Below are 23,200 nucleotides of genomic sequence, written 5' to 3'. Positions count from 1 at the left end.
AAAATGTTCTCTCCTTTATAAACAAAACCAAATAAACCTAAGAAATACTGGTCCCTTCAATTAATCCTAGAAGTTCATTGAGCTCCTTTTCCCGGTGGCAAAGTTTGGGCGGTATAAACAGAGGATCAAATATGGCTTCAACACTTGCAGTCTTCATTTTTAACCATTTCCAACTGTTTGAACTATTTTTTAGGTGTTCAGTATTTAAACCCCACAAAAAAATACTTTTAAAAATATGAACAGAAAGGGGTGAGACACCTAACCGAAAGTATTTTTACATAAAATATACAACTAAAATTTACAACCCGAATCAAATATTTTATGAAAAAAATTAATAAAATAAAAATCAATATTAATTACTAATAAATAAAAAATATAGTTAATTACACATGGCAAAAAGAATATTTATTACAATACACTAAAAGTAAAATAGCAACAATCACAATATTGGTGCTAAAAAATGACTATAAGCGAACAAAAATCCGAAAAAATCAGAGGATTACTCCAAAAAATAGAGGACACCACCAAGCTCGAGGGCTGTGCTGTCATAACCAGGGACGGAGTTCGCCTAGCTAGCTCCGCTTCCACATCTGTTGATGCGGATATGCTGTCTGCTGCTTCTGCGGCCATGATTAGTACTGGTGAAATGGCTGCTATGCAGTTGAGTTACGGTAGCTTATCGGATATTATCATAAGAGGGGACAATGGACATATTTTACTTACTAGAGCGGGACCCAATCATATGCTAGTGGCTGCGAGTAAGGATACGACACAGCTAGGTCTCAATCTGGGTGTTTTGCGTAGATATGCTAGTCAGATTTCGGGCATGATAGGAGTTACGCCTGAGGTTCCAGCTGCGCCCAGAATACCCGTTACTACACCAATGCCCACACCGCCTCCAAAACCGGTTACTGTGACTACTGCGGTTCCAGCACCCAGGCCTCCTACAACTCCGAAAATTACTACTACAGTCGAGCCTCAAGCTCCTATACCCCAAGCACCAGCTCAGGAAATCCCCGATGAGATTTCAGGTGACGAGAAAGGAGCAATTTTTGAGGCACTCAGAGCTTTGGGTTTGGAAGACATGATTAAGATTCCTAGCACCAAAGAGGGGAAAAAACCAGAGGCAGAGAGAATCTAGAAAACCAATAAAATATGAAAATTGGTTTCACAGCACTAACCCTAAACATTTGAGCAATAGATGCACCGTTTCACTTAATTATACAAAGATAAAAATAAGGGGAGCGATAAACCGGTTAGCTTACAAATTAACTTTTTAATATTTTTTTATATCCCGTTTGACTTATTTTTATTCGAGTTCTACCCAAATGATTTCTTCGGCTAAGGCACACTCTCCGTTCTCATAATATTCACAGACATAGCAACATTTCTCATGATCATCACAGATTTCGATCATAAAGCATTCATCGCAACAGTTGAGTTTAACGTAATTGGTCATCATTAAAACATCCCAACATAGAATTTAATGATTTATGTGTTTTTAATTTTAAAAAGTTTACTTAATATTTAGATTAATTTTGTAAAGAATTTTGATGCAAAGAAAAAAATTTAGAAAATTATCGCCAAGGAACTAGTTTTTTTACACATTGAGAGATGTTCCACACTTGGTGCATTTCCCATTGCTTTTTGCTAAGCAGTGGGAGTGAGCGGATTCCCCGCAATTAGGACATACTATTAGTTCTTGATTACCGCCAATAACCGAACTGCAGATTATACATTTAGCCAGCTCAGTTCCGCAGTATGGACAAAACTCGGCATCTCTAGATATCAACTCATTACAGTCAGGACATACTAAATTTTCAGCAGTAGCACTTTTTTCCAGTCTTTTCTTCTCGCTTAGTATTAAGGATTTGTTTACAGTCTTGTTTATTTTTACTTCATACTTATCTTTAATGCCTTTCAATTTTTTCTGGACTGAGGAACTTGCTAGAGTTGCTTTTTCCGATAAAGCATATGCATCCTGTAGAATTTCGTTTAGAACAGCAATGTCGGGTGCTGAGTTTATTAGAATATGTATACTATTTTCTGCTTCCTGAAAAAAATTGATAAACTCCAAACTAGAGGCTTCGGATTTTACGGTCTCAAAAAAATCACTCACTGCTTTCTTGTAAAGTTTTCTTAGTTCAGAGACCAAGGCTACTCCTTCTATATCGAATTCTACTATTAAATTAAGTAACTTCCCTTTTTTTATTTATGGAAGCGACAACATAATTCTTACTGGTCTTAATTTTGGCCCAATAGGAGTTTAGAATTACAAATTAAAATTCAAATTTTTGAAGGAGAAAAAGGAGTTAAGTATAATGAAATTAGTGCGGTAAACTTCTTAGAAAATCTAGTAATGCTTGGTTAAGCTCTTCCGGTTGTTCTATCATCACCATGTGACCAGCATTCTCAATTATTTTTAGAAAGGAGTCGGAAATTTTGTCATTCAGATACTGAGACCATTTCACTGGAGTCAACTTGTCCTCGGTGCCCACAATAATCAAAGTTGGAACACTAATCTCTGACAATCTTTCTCTAGCATCAAAATTGTTACAAGAATTGAAATCTGCAAACCCCACCTCCTGTCTACACTTCAAACACTCGTTCTTAGTCATCTCAACAAGGGTCGGACTGGCTTTCTCGGCAAAAGCCATACTTCCAATAGCCAACTCAATACTTTCCTTAAAATTAGTTTTCAAAGCCTCAAGAATAGTGGGAAGCACCCCCAACTTAGCCCCAGAACCCACCAGAACCATTCCGCTCAAAAGTTCAGTGTAGTCTAAAGCCAGTTGGATACAAATTGCACCACCCAAAGAATGCCCAACAACAACCATCTTCTCAATACCCAAACCCTGAACAAACTCTGCCACATAATCGGTATAAAGCTTCACAGAAATCTCACCATCAAGCGGATCCGACCCCCCATGACCCGGCAAATCCAACAAAACCAAACGGTACCCATCAGCAAGAGGCTTCTGAAACTCCCAAGAAACATGACTACCCATCGAACCGTGAATAAAAACAATCGGTAAACCTCGACCAATAGACTTGTAAAAAATCTTTTTACCCCTAATAATCAGCGACGACAACACAAGCCCTCATAAATAGTTATCAACGCTAAAATTGAATTACATATAGTACAAATAGTATATAAATATCATCGGATACCAGCAGACAAAACCAGACTTAAAGCCGTTAAAGTGCCAATCTTCCGCTCTTTCATTTCATTCCGAACATAAAAAAGGTTCCCAGATTTCACAACAGAAATCACATGTCGCCCCCTCTGATAAGCCTCCAGATAGTCCTCCCGAACCACAATTTCATCAAACTCCACTCCACCCAACCTCTTTAAAACCTCATCCCGGGAAGATTTGATAAAATCAGCCCGCCGTTCAATAGGAAAAGGAGTGTCCCTCAAAGCGTTCAATAAATCCATAGTCAAAAACTCGCCCATAAAAACGCAACTCCAAATAATTAATTCATAATAAAAACCACAAATCATAAACTATTATAATTAACCCAAAAAAACCTACTAAGATCTATAAAATCTATGAAAGGAATAGAGGGCCCAGGCCGGGAGTTCCATGAGAACAGCCACGGCTAATCCTCAAATTGAAATCCCGAACTAAACCAAAAAGGTTAACGTTCCCCGGGTCTAGGGATGACTATTACCGTCGAGCTAAGGCTCAAAGGTAACCACAGTCCCCAAGGATGCCGCTACCCTACCTAGGCCGCGTTTTTTGTTCAGCAAAATATCGTGCATAGTGGTATAAAATTTTTTCGGATTAATTGATTTTGAATTTTTATTTAAAGTTTTGAAATTAAGTTTTTTATAAATAGTTTGGTTTCATTATACGAGTAACTTTTTGTGTTTTTTGGTTTAATTTATGGCTTAGGGTTTGTGCCATGCGAACATGTAATATTTTGCTTCCCCTGTGGGTGCTACTGTGGCGATCACGAATTTTTTTCTGACACTGGTTGCGAGGCGCCCGGCCCTCACTGTTTCTATGGGGCTTAGCTGTGTGCCCTTGGGCACCACTGATACTATGAGAGGAGCATGGTCTATCCCTGGACCTTGATTATATACTGAGAAGTCTGCTCCGAATTTTAGTCCGGGTCGGACTATGTATCCTTTTTCTCTGAGGTCTTTGTAGACTGTGTATTTTGTTTTGAAGTCGATGTAGGTTTGTTCTGCTTTTTGTTCTAGTTCTTGCTTGGTTATGGTGTGGCCGTCAGTAGCATCTGTGAGTTCAATTTTTTCTTTTTCAAGGAGGTATAGTGTTTCGATTAGGGAGAGTTCTAGGGGGCGGGTGAATTGGGGGGATTTGGGTTTTCGTATGCCTAGGGGTTGGCCGTAGAAGCTTTCGGCGTAGAGTTGGGAGCCTTCTTCGGGGTTCCACACGATCACTCTGTTTCCCTGTATTAGTTCTGCTCTTTTTTTTCCTGTGGTTTCTTCGGTGGTTTTCACTTACTCTACCTCTATGATTTGTTTTTCTTTTTGTCATGGTGTTTTGTTTTTATGGTGTTTTGTTTTGGTTTAGCCTTGCCTTGCAACGGCTATTATGCGTACCGCATCGGCGGCTCTTCTGGCGATGTCTACTGTGTCTTCTAGGTTGGTTATGATATTTAGTAGGCGTATTAGTGTGCGGTGGTCTATGTTTAGTTGGAATAGGGTTTGTTCGGTGGCTCTGTGGATTTGGTCCATGAATCTTTCTATTTTGTCTACTTCTTCGGCTGCTTTTTTGGCTTTTTCTGCGTCTTCTATTATGGTGAATATGGCTTCGCGAAGTGTTTCTACAGAGTTGATCATGGTGGTTACTAGGTTTCGCAGATCTTCAGTTAGGGTGCCTTTGGGTTTCCAGTCTTTTAGTCCTTTTAGTCTGAAGGCGGCCCCTTCGGCGTAATCAGCTATTTCGTCTGTTATGAGGACTAGCCGCATCATATCTTCTCTTTGGATTAGGGTTGCTGCTACGGAGAGTTCGTCTAGCAGGGCTAGTTTTATTTCTTCTGCTTCGTTGTCTGCTTGGGAGATTTTTAATAGTGTTTCTTCCATTTGGTTTTCGTTTCCGGTTAGCCAGGCTTCTAGAAATGGGGCGAGCTCTTTTGCTGCTGATAGTATTTTTCTTATATGGTCTTGGATTATTTCTAAAACTATGCGCTCCTTGCTTTGGTTTAAATCGATTGTCATGACTTCTTTCCTCTTTTCTGGGTGTTTAATTCTTCCCGAACACATTTAAATAAGTTCCTATTTTTAAGGATTAAAACTTAGTGGTGAAGGAAAAGAATTTATTGTGTTGATAATGTTTTTTGATGATTCTTTTTTTGTTTCTTATAATCTGGGTGAAGAGTGTGTATTTCGCTTATTTTATTGTTGTGATGTTGGCTTGTTTTGTGAAATTTTGGTTTTAATTTTTTCTTATTATTATAGTAAAGTTTATAGGTTTTGTTTGTTCAATTAGTTTTTGTTTTGGAGGATTTTTTTAATGTATTTGTCAGCAATGCTTGTGACTTTGTCTTTATTGGACAGTGTTAACGCGTTTTTCCAGAGTCTTTTCAATGGTGTTTTATGGTGGATTTTTACCTATGGACCTATTGGATTCTTTGCAGCCATGATTTTGCAAGCAATAATCGCACCGATTCCCAGTGAGCTTGTTTTAATGCTTGGTGGAGCCACCTTCTCCATTCAATACCATGCAATTTCGCTTATTCCTTTAATCGTTTTATTTCCTGGAATCTTTAATATTTTCAATTTGATATTCTATATAACCTTATTTTCTTCGCTTTATGGATTTGATTATGGAATTTTGTTAGCGGGTTTCGTTGGAGGCACCGGAGAAGTCGCCGGTGGTGTTATCGGGTTTTATATTGCCAGATTTGTTGGAAGACCAGTAATTGAAAGATGGGAAGAAGCTATTGAGATGGAGAAAAAAGAATATCAAACGAGCGGAGGAATACTGAGAAGACTTTTTGACAGAGTAGTTATCTATACACTCGGGGACGCTGTTCTCATAGCAGACAGGTGGTTCACGAAGTACGGGTTCTGGGCAATTCTCGCTGCTAGATTAATTCCATTTATGCTTTTTGACGCCGTTTCTTATGGCGCTGGTCTGACTAAAATAAAGTTTAAATCTTATTTTTTTCCTACGGTGATTGGAGGATATCCCCGAGCCTTTTTGTATTGTTTTTTAGGTGCCAAACTTTTACTATATCTTAACTATGTGACTTTCGGTGATCCTTACACTTTGTTCTTCATTATAGTGGCATTGATAGTCGTCTTTGTAGCAGTGATGTACGAGTTTGTGATTAAGAGAAGATACTTGGTAACCAAAAATGGCGTAAAACAGTAGATGGAAACCGCCCCGATACACATTTTAAGTGGTCACAGCTCTCTTTAAATTGTTTGCCATTCACTTAGAGTAACTTTACGAGATGACCCATACCTCTCTTTTTCGCCAACTGATAGACGACATTTGATGCAGCGATATCTTGTACCGCCATTCCGGTGGAATCAAAGAGAGTAATCTCTTTTTCTGTTGTCCTACCCCTCTTCTTTCCGATTAAGATTTCTCCAATCTCCGCGTGAACATCACTTTCCTTAATCAATCCTTGGGAGAGAGCGTGTTGAATTTCTCCAATCTCGCGGCATTGCTTGAGGCTGTCCACCACGATTTTTGCTCGCTTCATAATTGTTGGATCTAGCTCTTGCTTTCCTGGGGCGTCTGCCCCTATTGCGTTGATGTGAACGCCCTCTTGAATCCATTCATTCATGATTAAGGTTTTTTTTGAAGGCGTGACTGTTACAACAATGTCCACATCACTTACAGCTTCTTTTGCTGAACTGACTGCCTTAACTTCGATGCCCAGACGTTGGCTCATCTCCGAAGCGTATTTTTTACTACCGGTCTCACGAATGTTGTATACTTTTACCTGTTCAAGGGAAAATAGTTCTTTTAAGGCTAACACTTGCATTCGTGCCTGTGTTCCTGCTCCTATTACTCCAACTCTCTTGGAGTCTTTTCTTGCGAGCACACTTGCCGCTACTGCCCCTGCTGCGCCAGTCCTGATTGCCGTTATGTATGTTCCGTCCATGATTGCCAGCGGGATACTTGTTTTCAAATCCATTAGAATAATTACTGCTATTCCTGATGGTAAGCCGAGTTTTGGGTTATCGTAGAAGCCGGAAGCGATTTTTGTTCCGATAAGTCCGAAATCCTCCACGAATCCCGATTTAATATCTACTTCACCCCTATACTTTTCGACGTTCAGGTGCACTACAGGTGGCAATTCAACTCGTCCTTTAGTGAATGCCTTGTGTGCTTCGGTAACCGCCTTGATAGCGTCACTAATAGAAAGGCAAGATTTGACCTCTTCCTGGGAAAGGATAACTACTTCAGACACTTCAATTATTCACCTATCCTGACTTTCTGCTCTAGAAGCCACACACGTCTAATGATTCAGTTAATCCATAAAAGTTTATATTTTATTAGTTTCCAGAAAATAGTGTTCTTTAGCTTGTTATATTTAGAACTGTGTTAAGAGTAAATTAATAAAACTTTGCAAGTAGTTTTAAAATATTTATTATTTTGGGTGATAGCATGGCTATTAAGGAGATTTTAGCTGATTTTCCAATTACTGAGAAGGTTAATTATTTGAATACTGCAAGTATTGGACTAGTTCCTAAAACTGTTATCGAGAGAACAAAGGATTTTTTCATCGACTTGACTAGGGGTGGCACTTTAACTTTAGACGAGGAGAAGGAAGCAATGGTTTATGATGGTCTTAGAGAGGAGGGCGCTAAACTATTAGAATGCAACGCGAAAGATATTGCTATTTTTAACAGCGTTTCTGAAGCAATGAATTCCATTGCATGGAGTCTAGAGTTGAAGGAAGGTAAAGTGGTATCAACAGATATCGAATTTCCGAGCGTCACCTACCCGTGGTTAAGAATTGCTTGGAAGGAAAGCATTAATGTGAAGCTTGTTAATGCTGAAAACTGGCGTGTTTCAATGGATGATTTACTTAATGAAATTGATGAAGGGACCAGAGTTGTTGTTTTGAGTCATGTGGAATTTCTTAACGGTCAAAAATTTGATCTTAAGGAGATTGCTAAGCGGGTTCACGAGGTTGGTGGAATACTAGTTGTGGATGGTATTCAAGCAGCGGGTTATTTGCCACTAAATGTTAGGGAAATGGCTGCCGATGTTTATATCACAGGTAGTTATAAATGGTTAACAGCTCCTTTTGGAACTGCAATAGCGTGTATCTCTAAGAAATTATGTGATAAGTTGGAGCCTGCAATTGTAGGTTGGCGCTCCACAGAGGATATGTGGAATTTTAATGCACGGGAATTAACGTTTGCAGCTACAGCTAGGAAATTTGAATACAGCACAAGTGCATACGACGTAAAGCTAGGGCTTGTGGAATCAATAAAATATCTAAGGAAAATTGGAATAGAAAACATCTATAACCATAACATGGAGTTAAATAAGCTTCTGAGCGAAGAACTGGGTTCAATCGAAGGTGTTGAAATTATAACGCCTGAGAACAGGGGTTCAATAGTGACATTTAAAATTAAAGGTAGAGATAGCAAAAAGGTCGCGGAAAAGATGCGTGAATTGAAAAGGCCTGTAGAATTAAGTGTAAGACTGAACATGATTAGATTGTCTCCTCACGTATACAACACTGAAGCAGACATTCTCCAATTCGTGGAGAACTTGAAACAGATTCTTAAAAAAATTTAGACCACTTCTTGAATAGTCACTTGAGTTCTATTTTACTTTTACTTTATTTCTAAAATTTTTTTCTTGAATTCTTCGAGGTCTACTTCGTATATTGTCCGGTTTTTCAGTGTGATGATGTTTTTTTCTATTCCTATGTATCCATTTTCCTCAAGTGCTTTGAGGTTTTTACGTAGTTGTTCCTCGCTCATCTTTTCTTTAAGAAAGTTTAGTTCTTCCTTTTCTATGGGGGCTCCTTTTTCGAGTATTAAAGCGAGGATTGCTGCAAGAGTGGCAGTTACGGATCTGTCGATTAGAAAGCCAGGAACTAGGGCTGAGCCTAAATCGTTTACCACCACCATCCATCTTCTTTCGGTGGGAATGTATTTTAATTGTAGGCCTATTTCTTTTAATTTCTCCTGCAGTTCACCTATTAGGTTGTATAGGCTGGATTCGTCTTCGTTGTCCGTGAGGAATATTTTACGCAATTCTTCTGAGGTAATTCCTGGCTTTTTTCCAGAACTTAAAATTAGAAGTAGGGATAGTAGTTGGAGTTCTGTCGACATTTTAAATTGCCTCTAGGAATTTTTTGTTTTCCTCAGAAATTACTTTTATTTTTTGGTCGTCAATTAGGAAGGCGAAGGCCATAAATTTTCGAACAGTCTCTTCCCAGGTGTCGCCGCGAATAATCTTAAGCATCTCGGTTTTGTTTGATTTTCGTAGGAGATTTAAGAAGTTTTTTACAATTTTCATGAAGTCTGGTTCCTCATAAAAGTTTGATACGTCTGCCTTTACCTCAACCTTTTCCGCTTCTGGAAAATTTAAGGGAGCATATTCCCGTTCTTCAAGAAACGCAAGTGAGTAAAGCAGTCCAGCTGTAGTAACAATGTTTAACTTCACTACGGGTCTCAATCTAATCAGATTGGATAGAGAGTTCATATCCAATTTTTGAAGCTTATTTTTGAGATTTTTATCTCTTGGAAAATCTGGGAAAAGTAGTTTGTAAGCTTCATTAATCTTTTTCTCGTGAACCATCACCAGATTGTATAAGGCCTCAGAGTGTTCTGTTATGTTATCCAGATTTACTTTGGAAAGACTTTCTTGAAGATCGATCGCATAATCATAGACCGGAAGGTTAAAGGGATTAGCGTCGCCTCTCAGAACAGTTATGCACTCTTTGAGAATATCCGAGGTTTTCTTCATGTAGCCTCAACCTCTTCAAAATCCTTTTTTTGCAGCACTTCTATTCTGGATTTACCTTCTGTATCTCGAAAAACCCCTATCACATGGTCGGCTTGTTCTGCTATACCTAAACGCATAGGAGTTATAACAACATACTGGGAACGATCGGAGCAGGCTCTAATCATTTTGGATATGGCTTCTTTATTGGCGGGATCGGTGTGTATGCCGAATTCATCGAATAGATAAAACGGTGAAGGGCGAACTCTTTGAAGAGCCAATAAGAAGGCCATCGTTGTTATATTTTTCTCTCCTCCAGAGTGTTCGCCTGTATCGACCGAAAAAGGTTCTTTTTCTCTAAAATTAGAGAAAAGGTAGAGAGCCAACTGGTCGCTCTCTTGCTTTAGCTCGACAAAACCCTTTCCGCCCACTTCTCGGAGAATCTCCTCAAAATTTTCATTAAATTCAACCATTAAGGTCTGTAGTTCTTCGAAAAGCTTGGATTGCTCTTTTTTTAGAGTATCAACAAGAATCTCTTGTTCAATTTCCAATTTTTTTCTTTGCTCTTCTATGTCTTTTACTATCTTTTCATACTCCTCATAGGAAATTAAATCCTCTTCCGAGTATTCCCTGAGTGCTTCTAATTTTGCCTCGATACGGTTAATTTTTTGATCTAGTTTGGGTAGGGGTAGAATTTCTTCTTTAAGAGGATGGAGTGCAGAGTCTATTAGTTCGATTTTGGGTTCTAGCTCTTTTAATTCCTCGCGTAGTGAGTTTGAAAGGCTTCGATAAAATGGCAAGTTTTCGTTTAAGGTTTTAAGACGTACTTTTAACTCAGTGACTTCCCGGTTCAGAGAATCTCGCTCATTTGTTAGTGAATCTATTTCATTTTTTATATGTAAACGGTTGCTAATAGTATCCTTCTCTCTTTGTTCTAATTCTTGTACTTTCTCGGTTAATTCCTTCAATTGCTGGGTTGATTTTTCTAAAGCGTATGGTATTTGGTCTACTTTACTTTCATTATCTTTAACATTAAATGATTCAATAATAGAAAATTGTAAAGGAATATCGATATTGAAGTATCCTGCCGGGGAGTAAGTGATTCTTGTGCCATTAAGTGTTACCACGGGAGTATTATAAGTTTTAGCGTTAACCAATCCGTTTTCCAGATTATCTACGATAAGATATCTGGAAAGAATTTCTTCAACTATGGGGCGAAGTACTTCGGGAACAGTAACCATATTTACTGCCCAGTCGATTATACCTGCGCCTGGAAAAACGGGTTTTTTCACGGATGGTTTTTGATATTTATCCGTTACACAATAGATGCGAGTTCTAATTCCCTTCGAGATTACTTTATCATGTAGTAGTATACAATCCTGACGGTTGGTGGTAACGAAGCTTTCTATTACCCTTCTTCCAAGAGCGGATTCTATTGCCAAGTTGTATCTTGAATCCTTGATTTTCAAATATTCGGCTATGGGTCCAATTATTTCGCCTTTAATATTAATTGATTCTATTACTCGCTTTATTTTGGAAATGTTTGAAAAGTAAGTTTTTTGAGTTGGAATTTTGCCTTCCTCTTTTAAGGCGTTTATATCGTACTGTAGTCTTGATTTTTCCTCGGAAAGTTGTGATTTTTCTCTGTAAATTTCCTCTCTCATGTGTAATAGATTATCTTCCTTTAAGTTAAGTTCTGAAATTTTTTTAACTGTGGAATTGTATTCTTTTTCTCTATTTTCAAGAGAAAGTTCAAGCTCACGTATTTCAATATTCAATTTCTCAAACTTTTCAATGGCTTGGGATAATTCACTTTCTTTTTGATATTTTAAGGAGAAAGGATACATAGCCTCTAGTTTATTCTTTGTTCCCTCTAATTCAATTTTTTCTAGATATTTTTCTTTTCTATTTTTTCTCGTCCTAAGCTCCTTTCTAGCTTCTCCTAATCTGGTGCTTAGACCCTTGAGGTTCTCCTTATTCTCCCTGAGTTTTTCCTTACTTTCTTCAATTCTTTTTAGAGCGAAACCTAACCCTAATGCTTCTACCATGAAATACGCTCGTTCAATTGGCTTTGCTTTAATCAAATCGTTTACCTGTCCTTGGGGTATAGTTACTAGGGGATTATCGGGATTGATACCAGCATTAAAAAGCAAAGTCTTTAAACTGCGTAGTTGAATAGGTTTGCCGTTTAATCTAAAAAGTGACTGCTTGCCTTTACGAAAAATACGTGTAATTTCCACCTTATCGTCGCTCAAATCGGTGAAAATTCGTTCACCCACACCATTTTTGTTTTCTATCACGATAGATATTCTGGCAGCCTTCTCTCCATGGCGTATATATCGGTCAAGTAATCGGTGCCTTTCCCTTCCCAAGGAACCAAAAGCGATTTTAATCGCAGTTATAATCGAGGTCTTGCCAGCCCCATTCCTTCCCACTATCACATTGAAACTTGGCGAAAGGGGTACTGAAGCATTGTCATATGACATAAAGTTGTTCAGTTTCACTTCGGTAATCACGTTTTTGCGCCCCACATCTTCTGCATTGTTTCTTGAACTCTTTGCACTCTCTCCCGCTTCTCTTTCAAAATCTCAATGCCCTTCTCCGGATTTGAGGTCAAGAATTCGAAATTTTTCGCAATAGCTATTTCATCACTGGATAACGAGTCTCCGCCTTTGAGCTTTGTGAGAGCTAAGAGCAGCCTTTCGTATTTTTTATCATTAGTAACTATATCTTGAATTAGAGACTGTTGGAAATTATCCTCCTCCTTTTTGTTCTTCTTTTGAAACGTGGATTTTTCCCGTATTCTCTGCAGTATTTCCGTCCTCATAGAATGAGCTATTTCTAAAAGAATATCTGTTGTCAATACCTTTTTACGCCTCTTCTCAAGCAAAACCACAGTCCGAGAGATAAGATTTTCTAAATCAGCACCAGAGAAATTTTCCGTGGCTTCAGAAATTTGTGGAAAGTCAACATTCTTCTCATACAAGAGGGGTGACAATAGCACATGCAGAATTTCTGTTCGAGCTCTTGCATCAGGGAGGGAAAGATGGAGTACGTCGTCGAATCTTGTCCAGACCGCAGCGTCTAATAAGTCAGGTCTATTGGTGGCTGCAATAACAAGTACTGAGTGATCAACTACATTGGTAGCATCAAGTTCATCTAGCACCGCAGAAAGGGTGGGAGACTGGAATAAATCTCTGCTCTTTGCAAGGGCGTCAAAATTATCAATGAAAAGAATAAGTGGTTTATTTTGTGAATCTTCACGAATGAATTTAAAAATTACATGAATACCCGTGATTAGATTATCAGGTAAACCAAATGCTAAACTTTTCTGAAAATCTATTATTGGAACTTTGGCCTCCTTAGCCAGGGCGTAAACTAATTTGGTTTTTCCGGTGCCCGTTCTACCATGTATTAACAATTTACCATTAAGCTTTGATCCTTTAGATTTAAGATCTGGAATCTTTCTCAGCAAAGAAACGTAATGCTCCAATTGCGTTTTCTCCTCTGAATAGTTCCCCAGATGATCAAAGGTAAATATCAATTCTTCAGGTTTCTTTATTACAATTTGAAAAATGGATTCTTCCTGACGCTGAGCTCTCTGCATTAAAAGAATAGCTGCGGCTAGTGCGCCACTAATTGAATCCAGTTTCTCTGAAAAATCCCTTCCCTCGACTTCAATCCCATTTATTCTCTCTGTGAGAGTGTTAATGCTCTGTTTAACTGTTTCTATCATCTCTCCGCTTAAACCCCCGGTGTTCTCTTTCATAGCATCTAATTCTTCCTTTAAACTGTTAATACTGTTTATAACGTCTTCCAAAGCGTCTACTGTAGGAACGTCAGCTAAAGGCGTGGAGATGTAGTCTACTCGTATCCGTCTACTCTTTGGCATATTATTTACCCCGTGCTTATAAAGGGCGCCGTCTCCCAGAAAATACCTTTATTATTATGTATTTAAACATATAACCAACCGAGATACTAAAATATTTCCTAAGCATAAAGGAGAAGGAAATGAGCGAAAAGTACATTACGTCGACTAAACATTTTCTTGGGAAGTGGAAATGGAACTGTTTAATCTGTTCCTTAGAAATAGACCCAGTCAAAGACCGGGGAAATGTTTACCAGTGTATAAGATGCCGCCAAATAATGCACTTGGATGAACTCAAAAACTGGATGAACTCCAGAAACTCCAAAAATTGCCCCTTGTGTGGATACGAGGTAAAAATTAAAGATTAGAATTCTAAACAAAATTGTTGCTCAAATCTGGTTTTTGAAAAATTGCGAATTTCCCACAGGTAGGACACTTCCCATTTAATCGAACAAAAGCTTTTAGACATCCCTCATGGAATAGAACTGAACAAGACACGCACTTCCAGGTTGCTACCCTATTATTAATAGCTTCTTTACACAGTCCACAAATTCCACTCGCTGGCAGTAGTAAAGGATGCAGATACGCAATGGAGGTAAGATTCAGGTCTTCGGCAAAAGGACAATATGTGTGAAAAACCCCGGAGCCCGCGCGGCATCCTATTCCACCCAATTGTCTCCATTCACTTCTAAGCTCAAAACCATTTCTGGTGCGAGTAATTATCCAGCAAGGTTGCTTACAAAATCTTGAAAAAATTTTTTTGTAGCCATCTAGGAAACCCCTCGATATGGCTTGTGTTGACGCTGCCAGCTCCTCATCATGAGAATTTCTGAATGAAAAATCTCGATTTACTAAGTGTCCCAATTCGTGAGCTATAATCGCAGCAACCTCGTCCTCGTCCCATCCTTTTAATTTCTCACTTATTATAATAAAATGTTTTCTTGCAACAGTTTTGCTTCCTTTTTGAAACTCCATGGTTTTGACATTCGCAAGCATACCTTTTGGTGTTTTACCGTAACGGATATCGAATTTTTCATTCTTTACTTCAGAATAGACGGGTAGTATCATATTTCTTAGGATCCATCCCAGATAATGCTCGCTCATCAGAGCAACTCCCAGAAAGTACTAGTAGAATACTAATACAAAGGAGAATAGGGGAACTTAAAAATACTTCCAGATTTAAAAAACAATTAAGGGATGCATTTAGAAATGCTGATTGGGAAATGGTCTGTTGACTCAGCGTTTATGCGGGTAATAATATGGTCCAAAATGAAGAAACCGACTTCTTTAAGCGTCTAGCATTGGAGGCCAAATTAATTAAACAAAAGTATAAGACGCTGGGAACCGGTAGAAATGGAAAACTCAGCTATTGGACAGGCTACATTGCTATAGGAGATAGACCCGTATATATTTCACTCTCCATACCAGAAGATTTTCCTGCAAAACCACCGCTAATAAAAGCTGAAAAGGTTCCTATTAGCTTTAATGAAGAGTTGGGTGTTCTCAAAAATTGGAGAAAAGAATATCGTATAACGGATGTTATTGATGCTTTAAAAGAATACATTGAAAAAAGGGAGACCATTAACAGTGATAGCATCACTTCTAGAAGGCTTGCTGAAGAGCTTCAAAAAATGGGAGAAATTTCGGGTGCACTTCTGAGCGGATCAGAATTTGTGTCGATTAGAATTCTTAGGGATACTCCAAGTCTTAGAGAATACAAATTATTAATCACTTTTACAAGATACTCAAAACCGAGACTCAGAGGAAAAATTTTAACATTAAAACTATCGCTTCCCGAAGGCTTTCCGAAAATGAAACCCATAGTAACAGTATCTGGTAGTGAAGAAGATGCAGATCCAAATCTCAGTAACTTTTTTGAAAATCTACCCCCTATCAAGAACTGGAATCAGAGCAAAAATCTCTCCGAAGTGGCTATGTCTATGCTAGATTTTTTTAATAATTTTTCCCCGCCAATTTGTCCCATATGTCTGAATAAAATCACCACACAAGAATACAGAAACACCGTTCAGTGTAGGAATCCTAGATGCTTGAGTATATTTCACAGGAATTGTATTGAAAACTGGTTAAGCCAAGGATATAGAAGAGAATGCGTGATTTGTGACACCCCATTTTAAAAAATAAGGAATTCCGACAGTTTATAATTTTAATTTTTTCACACAAGTTTCAATTTGAGCTTTTTAGGTACTGCTATGTGTTTTGAGATTACGTATATGTTTTCATTGGATTTCATTCCGACATCTTTGATTACTAATTCTTCTCCTAGAGGGAAATATTCCTTATAGGCTATTTCAGGATCTGGAATTGCGTATCGCTGCGATATTTGCACTTTGAGATCGAACACTGTGGAGTTTGGATCCACATTTAATTGTTGGATTTCTTCTTGGGTTCCGCAGAGCCAGCAGTCTGTTCTCCGCTCCCTATTTAAGTAATCCAATCCCCCGCTTAGCCCATTATATCTGTACATTTCCGCGGTTCTGGGGAAGCCAAGTAAAACCTTTAACGCTTCCTGGGATTGAATCCCCGCAATTATGGCATTTGTAGTTAGAATGGCAGGCAGTTTGGGAGCTATCTTCTCCTGAATTTTTTCTACAAGGTCCTCGGTAATTCCGGGAATCGAGATCAAGTCCTTTAATTTAGCATATTTTAAATCCAGCTCGGTTTTGTAGCCCCTTGAAAATAGTTCTTCTATGAGTTGGGGAGTTAAACCCTTTATCCTGTATTTCTCCAATTCATCGATTAAATCACTTGGTTCACGTCTACGGAGTGAACACCAAACTCTCTGTTTTTCTTTAGGAGGATAACACTCATAACAAGGAGTTAGATGCGGAATGATTACTCGCACATGACCAAAAAAGCTATGGGTTCCGGCGTCAATAAATGGTTTGTTCAAAGAGACGGCTATCGAGTTTAGGTAGCGACGCCCCTCAAAATTATCCAAACTACTCAAAAAAACGTCGGCCTCTTGGTACCTTTCAATAGGAACATTCTCGATGCTATCGTAATATTTTTCTATCTCTATACCGGGACTCATTTCCTTTAATACCCGTTCAGCGGCTTCAACTTTAGGTGAGCCAATGTCCTGATCTCGGAATAGCATTTGTCTACTTAGGTTGGAGAGTTCTACAACATCATTATCAATTATTATCAGTTTTTTAAGCCCCATCAAGGCGAGGTTTTTCGCAGACTCGCAACCCAAGGCGCCCACACCTGCTATCAGAGCGGTTGAATCTAAGAGCTTATTTTGATCCCAAGCAACACCCATAACATTCACAAGTTTTTGTCTGTGGTAGCGATCCTCCAAGATAAACCCTCAATTCAAGTTTTTTCCTAAAATATTGGAAAATTTTTACCAACCCTTGTTGGCATGGTTTGAAACAAGTTCTTTGGCTTTCTCAAGGAATTTCGCTGGATCCCTTCGAATCTGATAAGCTGCTTCGGAGTTGAGAGGATTGTCGGGATTAGGATTTGTCAACAGGGTACGTAGAGACTCGATTATTCCAACAATGTTGGTTTGGGGCCTCCATTCTCTCCCCAAAATCGCAATACAAATTGAGAAAGGTGACCTATCTCCGAAAGCAATGTTGGGATGCCAGATTCTGGTATGCCAAAAAACTTCAGGTGGTTCAAAAGGAAAACTTCTACCAATCTTAATCTCTATCTTGAACATTCCACCCTCATAGGGAGAGCCAACAGGACCGTATATTATTCCACGCCAGTGGTTAAGCTTACCATTCACCGAGTGAAAAGTAGGCTCCTCCTTCCTCATCCGTTGAGCCTCCAAGGCCAGCCGAGACCAATAACGATCAGAATCGAGTTTAGCAGGCGTTTACGAACCTCCTAGAAAACTTTCATAAATAAAGGTTACACAATAGCGGTTTTTCTAAAGATTTCAACTACTAAACGAATTTTTGTATTATATTTAAAGTTCTTGGGAGGAAGGGGAGACTCTTCGACTATTTTTATAGATAAAAAGAATTATCCTCCCTCGATGTCTGAACTCACATAAAATATTTTATCTCCTTCCTGAATTCCAAGGCTTCCTAAGGTGGAGTTATCGTCCTGTAATTCAATGCCCCTACAGGTGAGAGTCAATGCACTGGCAGGAACTCCACACTGTTTCGCCACTCTCTTTTTTAATGAACCCACATCTTCGTCTGGATCAACTTCCATCTCAAACGGAATTTCGTTGCCGATTGCCGGGACCACTTTTATTTGCATGAACTTAACCCCCAATATCTGTTTGTTTATTTCTACTATGCTATGTATTCAAAGGGTTAATAAATAATTTAAAGGCTTCTCATAATACAAAATTTTTAAAATAAGTCCGATTGAAATATAACATTGATTCAGGGCTTTTAAAGGCTTATTATTTATATTTAAATCCAGCCACATTTTTTGTATATTTTCTTTGCTTCTTTTGATATTAGAAATTTTATGAATTTATTCGCGATTTCTTTGTTTTTCGAAAATGGTGTGGTTGCTATTACGGTGCTTCTGTAAACTTGTATTTCTTTCGGAAGCTCAATCGCTTCAACAACTTTTCCATGCAGAACTTGGTGGGTGTTCCAGCCGAAAGCGGCGTCAACTTTTTTTCGCACAATTGACCCTAAGAGTTCACCGCACCCATCAGCATAAAGAGTGATGTTCTTTTGTATTTTTTCTGTAAGCCCAGTTTTGCTACAGATCTCATCCCAAACTCCCTTTAGACTTCCCATGGTGGCCACGGCGATTTTAATATCTTTTTTTGTCAAGTCGGTGAGGGATTTTATTTTTTTGGGATTGTCTTTTTGTGTTAGAATTACTGATCTTCTGTAGCCTAGTACTCTTCTGTTCTCTCTGAGGATTAAACCGCTTTTTTCCATTTCGTCCATTATGTATGCTGCCCCGCAGGTGAAAACATCCCCTTCATGATTGGCTTCGATTTTAGGGATTATTTCGTAAGGCATTCCTATAGTAAATTTAGTTTCAACATTATATGTTTCTTGGAATTTTTTAGCTGACATTTTTAGTGGTGTAGCAACATCACAACAGGGATAAACATGTAAAAAATTCTCTTTAGACAATGAAGCTCTCCTCATCTCTTTGTTTAAATTCAATTGATTAACTACTGTTGATAACTATCAATAGTTTTATAAAATTAGTTAAATAGATTATGCTTCATAAGAAGAGAAAAATAGATAGTCTATAGGTAAGAAAATTTCGTTATGCTCTGATTATGATTACCATAACTGAATTTACTTTAATATTTATGGGGAAAGACATCATGATTGACGTTAGGATTTATCCTTTAACTCTTGCTAAGATTCTCAGGCATAGCATGCAATTTTCAGGCATAGAAGTGGCCGGGGTACTTATTGGGAGATTAGCAAGGGATGTGGTTGAAATTTCTGACTCAGATACTGGTCCGCAGATTGGTACAACAGGCCATGTGAAGCTGGCCCGGTCCGTTGCCCCTCGTATCGCTGAAAAAATTCATAGACAGGGAAGGAGTGAGTACATTGTTGGTTGGTATCATTCACATCCGGGATTCGGTTGTTTTCTCTCTTCGATTGATATAGAAACCCAACAGAGACTTCAGAGAATGTTCTCTCAGTGTGTTGCATTAGTGGTTGATCCGCACGATTTCATTATTTCGGGGCGTCCCACCGATGCGGAGGTTAAAATGTTTCGAGTCCAAGACGGTGAGGCGGTTTCCCTAAAATATGAAATGGTATTGGATGAGGATAAAATACTGAGAAATTTTATTGATGACATGGAGAGGGGTGAAGAGCATTACATAACATCTTTGGACAAACTTAGATTAGAGTTCTATGAATGGAATAGAAAGTTAGAAGAAAAAATCAATGAGGCCACTGAAGAAATCAGAGCAATTCATGTAGAACTTAGCAGAGTTTCTGATATCCTAAAGCAGCCCAAGTCAATTGAATAAGGGCTAGAATGTGTAAAGATTCTAAATGATTTAAAAAAATGGTTTTGACATTTTATCATTTAGACTCCTCCGAATAGCATTAGTATAAACACAAAACCTTGTATCAAAGCAATCATTAAACCTTCAAAGAGATCCATTTTCTTATCATCCATTATAGCTCTTTTTAAGAACCACATTACCGCTGCGACAATCGCGATTTGAAAAGTGTGAATAAGTTTATGGGTATCGGCACCAGTATTGCTATGCCTCCAATGATTAATAGATTCGCTTTTCCATCCCTTTAAAAATGCTCGTTTCTTCTGGACCCCTAAAAATTATTCTAATCTATACTATGATTGATTAATTGTTGATTGGTGAAAAATTTATCAATTAAAAGCTATTTTTTGATTAGGATACATATGGGTAGGCTGGCTCTTTTCCAATCGGCGTATTTTCCTTCGTATTCTATTTTAGGCGACTCCTCTCTTCCGCGTGTGCCTAAAATCGCCATTAGTGTCCCGGGTTTAGCTTGCTTGTGAAGTACTTTTAGCCATTTGTCGGTGCGAGAAATTAGCTTTTGAGTAATTTCCTTGGGGGGTCTAAAGCTGTACTGTTTGTAAAGATTTTCAAAATCTAGAAAGTGAATCCAGAGAAAATCTGTTCGGTTCAGTATTTTAACTGTTTCGATATATGTTCTATTATCTGAGTCACTGGGTTTGGTTTCCACACTTACTCCAGTTCCCTCGAGATCATCGGGTCTGGCAATCATGGTTACCTTACGTCCACTTTCTTGAATGTGGTTTAAAAGATTGAAATCGGCGTTAGGATTGCCATGAATAATTTCTTGTAGAACGTTTCGTGTGTAGGGATTCTTTGTTTCCAGCATTAGTATGGCTTCTGATCTTCCTATGAGGAATTTTGGCTGATAGTAAGTACACTCCAGTAATCCAAAGTTGTCGAAAATAGCGAAAACTATATGTTCTGATTTAAGATTACTGGGTATTCCCTCAATTTTTGGCGGTATCCTACTAGGTGGTGGTATGCCTAAAAGGCTTAATAGGGTAGAGGGTATCTGATTCATATGCCCTTGGAATGCAGCTAAATCACTCATGACCGCTTTCCACCTTTTTATTTTAAAAGAGTGGATATCTAATGATATTGTATTAAGAATATTATTAGAAAAGACCTATTAAAATATTTCATGTGAAAGAGAACACAAATACGGGAAGAGATATTATGGCAAATGAAAAACTGCCCGAAGAAGACAAAGTGGACGCACTCGCCACCCTGCTATTCTTAGTTTTTATATTGATAATCGGATACATTTTTCAAGGTTTATGGAGCGGTTTATTTCCTTTTGGAATTAACTCTATTGGAGAGGTTTCTCTTGAATCACCAATTGTTTTAATTATTCTAGGTTCTTTAGCTCTTTTAAGTCTAGTTGGAGGGATGATTCGAGCCCAGTACCCTCGTGAGGCTGTGATTATAGCAGCAATAATAGGGCTGGGAGTACTGTTGGTATTAGTTTACATATTATTAGCTATGCCAACTGATCCATTTCAACTGCTGTAAATAATGATGGTAGAAAAATCCTAACCTAAATCCTAAGCTTCGCCGAATAATATTTTCGAAAGTTCTTTTAGTTTTTCCACACCCCGAATCTCCACATCAAAAAGAGGAACCTCTGTGATATTGAAGTCATCATAGATTTCACGTATCTCCTTAAGGTTCTCCAACTGCATATTCCGTCGCGAACGACAGAATGCACAGTCCAGTATCTCCGGATAAACCATGTTGACAATTATATGATCACAGGGAATCTCGTACTCATTGAGGGCGGAAAGTAACCGCTCAGTTTCAAAAACTGCCATAGCCTCAGCTATCATGACAATCACAAAAGCTGTGCTCTCCGGATCCGAAAGCTCAATCCTAGCCACATCAATCGTGTTTTTAAGATGCTCCAAAACCTCCATGCCACGTTCCACCTCGCCGCCCCTACTTATCAAACGTTTAAACAATCCAGCAAATTTACCGAAAAACTCTCTTATCTTAAGCAGATTCATAACCCAGCCGCTAAGCACATCTGGCAATGATAAAAGCCGAAGAGTATGACCAGTTGGTGCAGTATCGAAGATTACAAGATCATATTCCGGATTCTCAATATACTCAAGTACCTTAGCAAATGCTAAAGCCTCATCCGCTCCCGGTGGGGTCATACCAGTTAAACCACCCAACCCCTGCAGCAAAGACTGGGTCTTCTCAGGAAGGTCATCCTGCTCCATTTTCTCACGATATTCTTCAAACGACTTATGAGGATCTAGCTCCAATCCATAAAGATTCTTAACACCCTTAATTTTCTTAATCTCCGAGCCAATCTGCTGGTCGAAACTATCACTCAAGCTATGAGCAGGATCCGTGCTAATAATCAATGTCTTCAGACCATGCTCCGCCGCCCAAATAGCAGTAGCTGCCGAGCAACTGGTTTTCCCAACGCCGCCTTTCCCGCCTAGGAGCATGAATTTTACTTGTTTCTCTTTTAGTAAATCGGTTAGTGTCATTTTTTACTTCCACCTTTTTTCGTATTTAATGTTGTTGATTAGTGAGACATTAATATATTGGCACTTAATTTATTTTCGGAAGGGATGCCTCAAGATTTATGAAATACTGTATGTCTGAAAATGGATATTCTTTTAGCTTTCTAAAAGTTTTTATTAAATATATGAGCACTTAAATTCTAGAAAATGATGTGGTTAAAAATAGTGAGAATATAATGTTTAAAAAGGGTTGGAAAGGTACGTTTAAATTTTTTTCTTTAATTAGTTTTTATTCTATTTTTACTCTTTTACCTGTTACCATATAAATTATTCTGGATGCTAGGTTGCATGAGTGGTCGGCTATTCTTTCAAGATATCTTGCTACGAAGAGAAGATATGTGGCATCGGATATTCCGCTTGGTTTCTCGATTACTAGGGTGATGAGTTCTCTGAATATTTGGTCAAAGAGACCATCTATTAGGTCGTCTTCTTCAGAGAGTTTTGTTAGATTTTCGATTTTTCCTGTTATAAATGCGTCTAGCGCTTTTCTGATCATTCCCTGCGCGATTTCTGACATGCGGGGAATATCTATTAGGGGTTTGAAGAAAGGTTTGCCTGCGGTTTTTATGGCGATTTCGACAATATTTTCTGAGAGGTCGCCTATTCTGTCTAAGTCGGTTATCATTTTTAGGCAGGTTACGATGAATCTTAAATCTGCGGCCATAGGTTGCTGCAGGGCTAAAAGCTTCATGCATAGTTGTTCTATTTCCATTTCTTGTTTGTCTATTTTCTGACTGTCCGCTATTACTTTATGAGCTAATTCTACATCTTGATTCTTGAGTGATTCAACGGAATCACGGACTGTTTTAATGCAATCTTCTCCCATTTTAATAAATGAGTTTCTTAGATTTTGTAACTCTTGCCGGTAGCGTATTCTAATATTTTTTTTCTCCAATTTTTTTATTCACCC

Annotated in this window: 26 protein-coding genes and 1 tRNA gene; 7 read left to right on the top strand and 20 right to left on the bottom strand. The window is 38.4% G+C overall.

Translation table 11 applies throughout. The annotated features are described in order from the left end of the window. The first annotated feature begins 460 nt into the window (after positions 1 to 460). Positions 461 to 1,141: a roadblock/LC7 domain-containing protein gene (locus ACUVXA_RS00450; RefSeq protein WP_445869256.1), complete on the top strand. Its 681-nt coding sequence runs from the start codon at positions 461 to 463 to the stop codon at positions 1,139 to 1,141. A gap of 168 nt (positions 1,142 to 1,309) precedes the next feature. Here the strand turns inward: ACUVXA_RS00450 and ACUVXA_RS00445 are convergent, their stop codons facing one another. The 7 genes from ACUVXA_RS00445 to ACUVXA_RS00415 all read right to left on the bottom strand — a co-directional run bounded on the left by ACUVXA_RS00445 (position 1,310) and on the right by ACUVXA_RS00415 (position 5,191). After that, positions 1,310 to 1,462, bottom strand: a complete 153-nt coding sequence (locus ACUVXA_RS00445) for a hypothetical protein (protein WP_445869255.1) — start codon at positions 1,460 to 1,462, stop codon at positions 1,310 to 1,312. 138 nt (positions 1,463 to 1,600) lie between these two features. Then, positions 1,601 to 2,155, bottom strand: a complete 555-nt coding sequence (locus ACUVXA_RS00440) for a zinc ribbon domain-containing protein (RefSeq protein WP_445869254.1) — start codon at positions 2,153 to 2,155, stop codon at positions 1,601 to 1,603. Positions 2,156 to 2,327: 172 nt separating this feature from the next. After that, positions 2,328 to 3,092 (bottom strand): alpha/beta fold hydrolase, encoded by a 765-nt coding sequence (locus tag ACUVXA_RS00435; protein ID WP_445869253.1) that lies wholly within the window; start codon positions 3,090 to 3,092, stop codon positions 2,328 to 2,330. Positions 3,093 to 3,160: 68 nt separating this feature from the next. Beyond that, positions 3,161 to 3,457, bottom strand: coding sequence for a hypothetical protein (locus tag ACUVXA_RS00430; protein ID WP_445869252.1), 297 nt, complete (start codon positions 3,455 to 3,457; stop codon positions 3,161 to 3,163). A 111-nt stretch (positions 3,458 to 3,568) separates the two neighbouring features. Then, positions 3,569 to 3,735, bottom strand: a tRNA-His gene (locus tag ACUVXA_RS00425). A 160-nt stretch (positions 3,736 to 3,895) separates the two neighbouring features. Further along, a complete protein-coding gene (endA, locus tag ACUVXA_RS00420) occupies positions 3,896 to 4,471 on the bottom strand; it encodes a tRNA-intron lyase (RefSeq protein WP_445869251.1) in 576 nt (191 codons plus the stop codon). Between the two features lie 69 nt (positions 4,472 to 4,540). Beyond that, positions 4,541 to 5,191 carry a DUF47 domain-containing protein gene (locus ACUVXA_RS00415; RefSeq protein WP_445869250.1) on the bottom strand — a complete coding sequence of 217 codons (651 nt, stop codon included), beginning with the start codon at positions 5,189 to 5,191 and terminating at the stop codon, positions 4,541 to 4,543. Between the two features lie 295 nt (positions 5,192 to 5,486). On the opposite strand from ACUVXA_RS00415, the gene ACUVXA_RS00410 reads away from it, so the two are divergent. Next, positions 5,487 to 6,350 carry a TVP38/TMEM64 family protein gene (locus tag ACUVXA_RS00410; protein ID WP_445869249.1) on the top strand — a complete coding sequence of 288 codons (864 nt, stop codon included), beginning with the start codon at positions 5,487 to 5,489 and terminating at the stop codon, positions 6,348 to 6,350. 64 nt (positions 6,351 to 6,414) lie between these two features. Here ACUVXA_RS00410 and ACUVXA_RS00405 read toward each other — a convergent pair whose 3' ends face one another. Next, on the bottom strand, positions 6,415 to 7,401 hold the full coding sequence (locus ACUVXA_RS00405) for an ornithine cyclodeaminase family protein (RefSeq protein WP_445869248.1): 987 nt from the start codon (positions 7,399 to 7,401) through the stop codon (positions 6,415 to 6,417). Between the two features lie 197 nt (positions 7,402 to 7,598). Between ACUVXA_RS00405 and ACUVXA_RS00400 the strand changes: the two genes are divergently transcribed. Next, positions 7,599 to 8,744, top strand: coding sequence for an aminotransferase class V-fold PLP-dependent enzyme (locus ACUVXA_RS00400; protein WP_445869247.1), 1,146 nt, complete (start codon positions 7,599 to 7,601; stop codon positions 8,742 to 8,744). Between the two features lie 38 nt (positions 8,745 to 8,782). Here ACUVXA_RS00400 and ACUVXA_RS00395 read toward each other — a convergent pair whose 3' ends face one another. Genes ACUVXA_RS00395 through ACUVXA_RS00380 form a run of 4 tightly spaced genes read right to left on the bottom strand, consistent with a single transcriptional unit; the run spans position 8,783 to position 13,791 of the window. After that, complete coding sequence (locus ACUVXA_RS00395) at positions 8,783 to 9,286, bottom strand: hypothetical protein (protein WP_445869246.1); 504 nt, start codon at positions 9,284 to 9,286, stop codon at positions 8,783 to 8,785. A 1-nt stretch (position 9,287) separates the two neighbouring features. Further along, positions 9,288 to 9,923, bottom strand: coding sequence for a hypothetical protein (locus ACUVXA_RS00390; RefSeq protein ID WP_445869245.1), 636 nt, complete (start codon positions 9,921 to 9,923; stop codon positions 9,288 to 9,290). Beyond that, entirely contained in the window at positions 9,920 to 12,415 is a 2,496-nt protein-coding gene (locus ACUVXA_RS00385; protein ID WP_445869244.1) for an AAA family ATPase, read from the bottom strand. Before ACUVXA_RS00385 ends, ACUVXA_RS00390 begins: the two co-directional genes overlap by 4 nt. Beyond that, positions 12,412 to 13,791, bottom strand: coding sequence for an AAA family ATPase (locus ACUVXA_RS00380; RefSeq protein ID WP_445869243.1), 1,380 nt, complete (start codon positions 13,789 to 13,791; stop codon positions 12,412 to 12,414). Before ACUVXA_RS00380 ends, ACUVXA_RS00385 begins: the two co-directional genes overlap by 4 nt. 119 nt (positions 13,792 to 13,910) lie before the next feature. On the opposite strand from ACUVXA_RS00380, the gene ACUVXA_RS00375 reads away from it, so the two are divergent. Continuing rightward, a complete protein-coding gene (locus tag ACUVXA_RS00375; protein ID WP_445869242.1) occupies positions 13,911 to 14,135 on the top strand; it encodes a hypothetical protein in 225 nt (74 codons plus the stop codon). A gap of 4 nt (positions 14,136 to 14,139) precedes the next feature. On the opposite strand, the gene ACUVXA_RS00370 is transcribed toward ACUVXA_RS00375, so the two are convergent. Beyond that, positions 14,140 to 14,871, bottom strand: a complete 732-nt coding sequence (locus tag ACUVXA_RS00370; protein WP_445869241.1) for a M48 family metalloprotease — start codon at positions 14,869 to 14,871, stop codon at positions 14,140 to 14,142. Positions 14,872 to 15,026: 155 nt separating this feature from the next. On the opposite strand from ACUVXA_RS00370, the gene ACUVXA_RS00365 reads away from it, so the two are divergent. Then, positions 15,027 to 15,902 carry a hypothetical protein gene (locus ACUVXA_RS00365; protein ID WP_445869240.1) on the top strand — a complete coding sequence of 292 codons (876 nt, stop codon included), beginning with the start codon at positions 15,027 to 15,029 and terminating at the stop codon, positions 15,900 to 15,902. Between the two features lie 38 nt (positions 15,903 to 15,940). Here the strand turns inward: ACUVXA_RS00365 and ACUVXA_RS00360 are convergent, their stop codons facing one another. The 4 genes from ACUVXA_RS00360 to ACUVXA_RS00345 all read right to left on the bottom strand — a co-directional run bounded on the left by ACUVXA_RS00360 (position 15,941) and on the right by ACUVXA_RS00345 (position 18,851). After that, positions 15,941 to 17,089: a ThiF family adenylyltransferase gene (locus ACUVXA_RS00360; RefSeq protein WP_445869239.1), complete on the bottom strand. Its 1,149-nt coding sequence runs from the start codon at positions 17,087 to 17,089 to the stop codon at positions 15,941 to 15,943. Positions 17,090 to 17,134: 45 nt separating this feature from the next. Further along, a complete protein-coding gene (locus ACUVXA_RS00355) occupies positions 17,135 to 17,569 on the bottom strand; it encodes a ubiquitin-conjugating enzyme family protein (protein ID WP_445869238.1) in 435 nt (144 codons plus the stop codon). Positions 17,570 to 17,763: 194 nt separating this feature from the next. Next, positions 17,764 to 18,006 (bottom strand): ubiquitin-like domain-containing protein, encoded by a 243-nt coding sequence (locus tag ACUVXA_RS00350; RefSeq protein ID WP_445869237.1) that lies wholly within the window; start codon positions 18,004 to 18,006, stop codon positions 17,764 to 17,766. Between the two features lie 158 nt (positions 18,007 to 18,164). After that, complete coding sequence (locus ACUVXA_RS00345) at positions 18,165 to 18,851, bottom strand: substrate-binding domain-containing protein (protein WP_445869236.1); 687 nt, start codon at positions 18,849 to 18,851, stop codon at positions 18,165 to 18,167. A gap of 200 nt (positions 18,852 to 19,051) precedes the next feature. Here ACUVXA_RS00345 and ACUVXA_RS00340 point away from each other — a divergent pair, with 200 nt between their 5' ends. Continuing rightward, the gene (locus ACUVXA_RS00340; RefSeq protein WP_445869235.1) at positions 19,052 to 19,717 is read left to right on the top strand and encodes a Mov34/MPN/PAD-1 family protein; all 666 of its coding nucleotides are present in this window, start codon (positions 19,052 to 19,054) and stop codon (positions 19,715 to 19,717) included. A gap of 376 nt (positions 19,718 to 20,093) precedes the next feature. On the opposite strand, the gene ACUVXA_RS00335 is transcribed toward ACUVXA_RS00340, so the two are convergent. Continuing rightward, complete coding sequence (locus tag ACUVXA_RS00335; RefSeq protein WP_445869234.1) at positions 20,094 to 20,807, bottom strand: hypothetical protein; 714 nt, start codon at positions 20,805 to 20,807, stop codon at positions 20,094 to 20,096. Positions 20,808 to 20,932: 125 nt separating this feature from the next. On the opposite strand from ACUVXA_RS00335, the gene ACUVXA_RS00330 reads away from it, so the two are divergent. Further along, positions 20,933 to 21,268 carry a hypothetical protein gene (locus tag ACUVXA_RS00330; RefSeq protein ID WP_445869233.1) on the top strand — a complete coding sequence of 112 codons (336 nt, stop codon included), beginning with the start codon at positions 20,933 to 20,935 and terminating at the stop codon, positions 21,266 to 21,268. 32 nt (positions 21,269 to 21,300) lie between these two features. Here the strand turns inward: ACUVXA_RS00330 and ACUVXA_RS00325 are convergent, their stop codons facing one another. Together ACUVXA_RS00325 and phoU are read right to left on the bottom strand one after the other, a co-directional pair. Beyond that, positions 21,301 to 22,254, bottom strand: a complete 954-nt coding sequence (locus tag ACUVXA_RS00325; protein WP_445869232.1) for an ArsA family ATPase — start codon at positions 22,252 to 22,254, stop codon at positions 21,301 to 21,303. A 265-nt stretch (positions 22,255 to 22,519) separates the two neighbouring features. After that, entirely contained in the window at positions 22,520 to 23,185 is a 666-nt protein-coding gene (phoU, locus tag ACUVXA_RS00320) for a phosphate signaling complex protein PhoU (RefSeq protein ID WP_445869231.1), read from the bottom strand. Between the last annotated feature and the right edge of the window lie 15 nt (positions 23,186 to 23,200).

The organism is Candidatus Jordarchaeum sp. (assembly GCF_052745115.1).
Note: the sequence above shows the minus strand (reverse complement) of the source record. Positions and strands in the feature narration are given on the sequence as shown.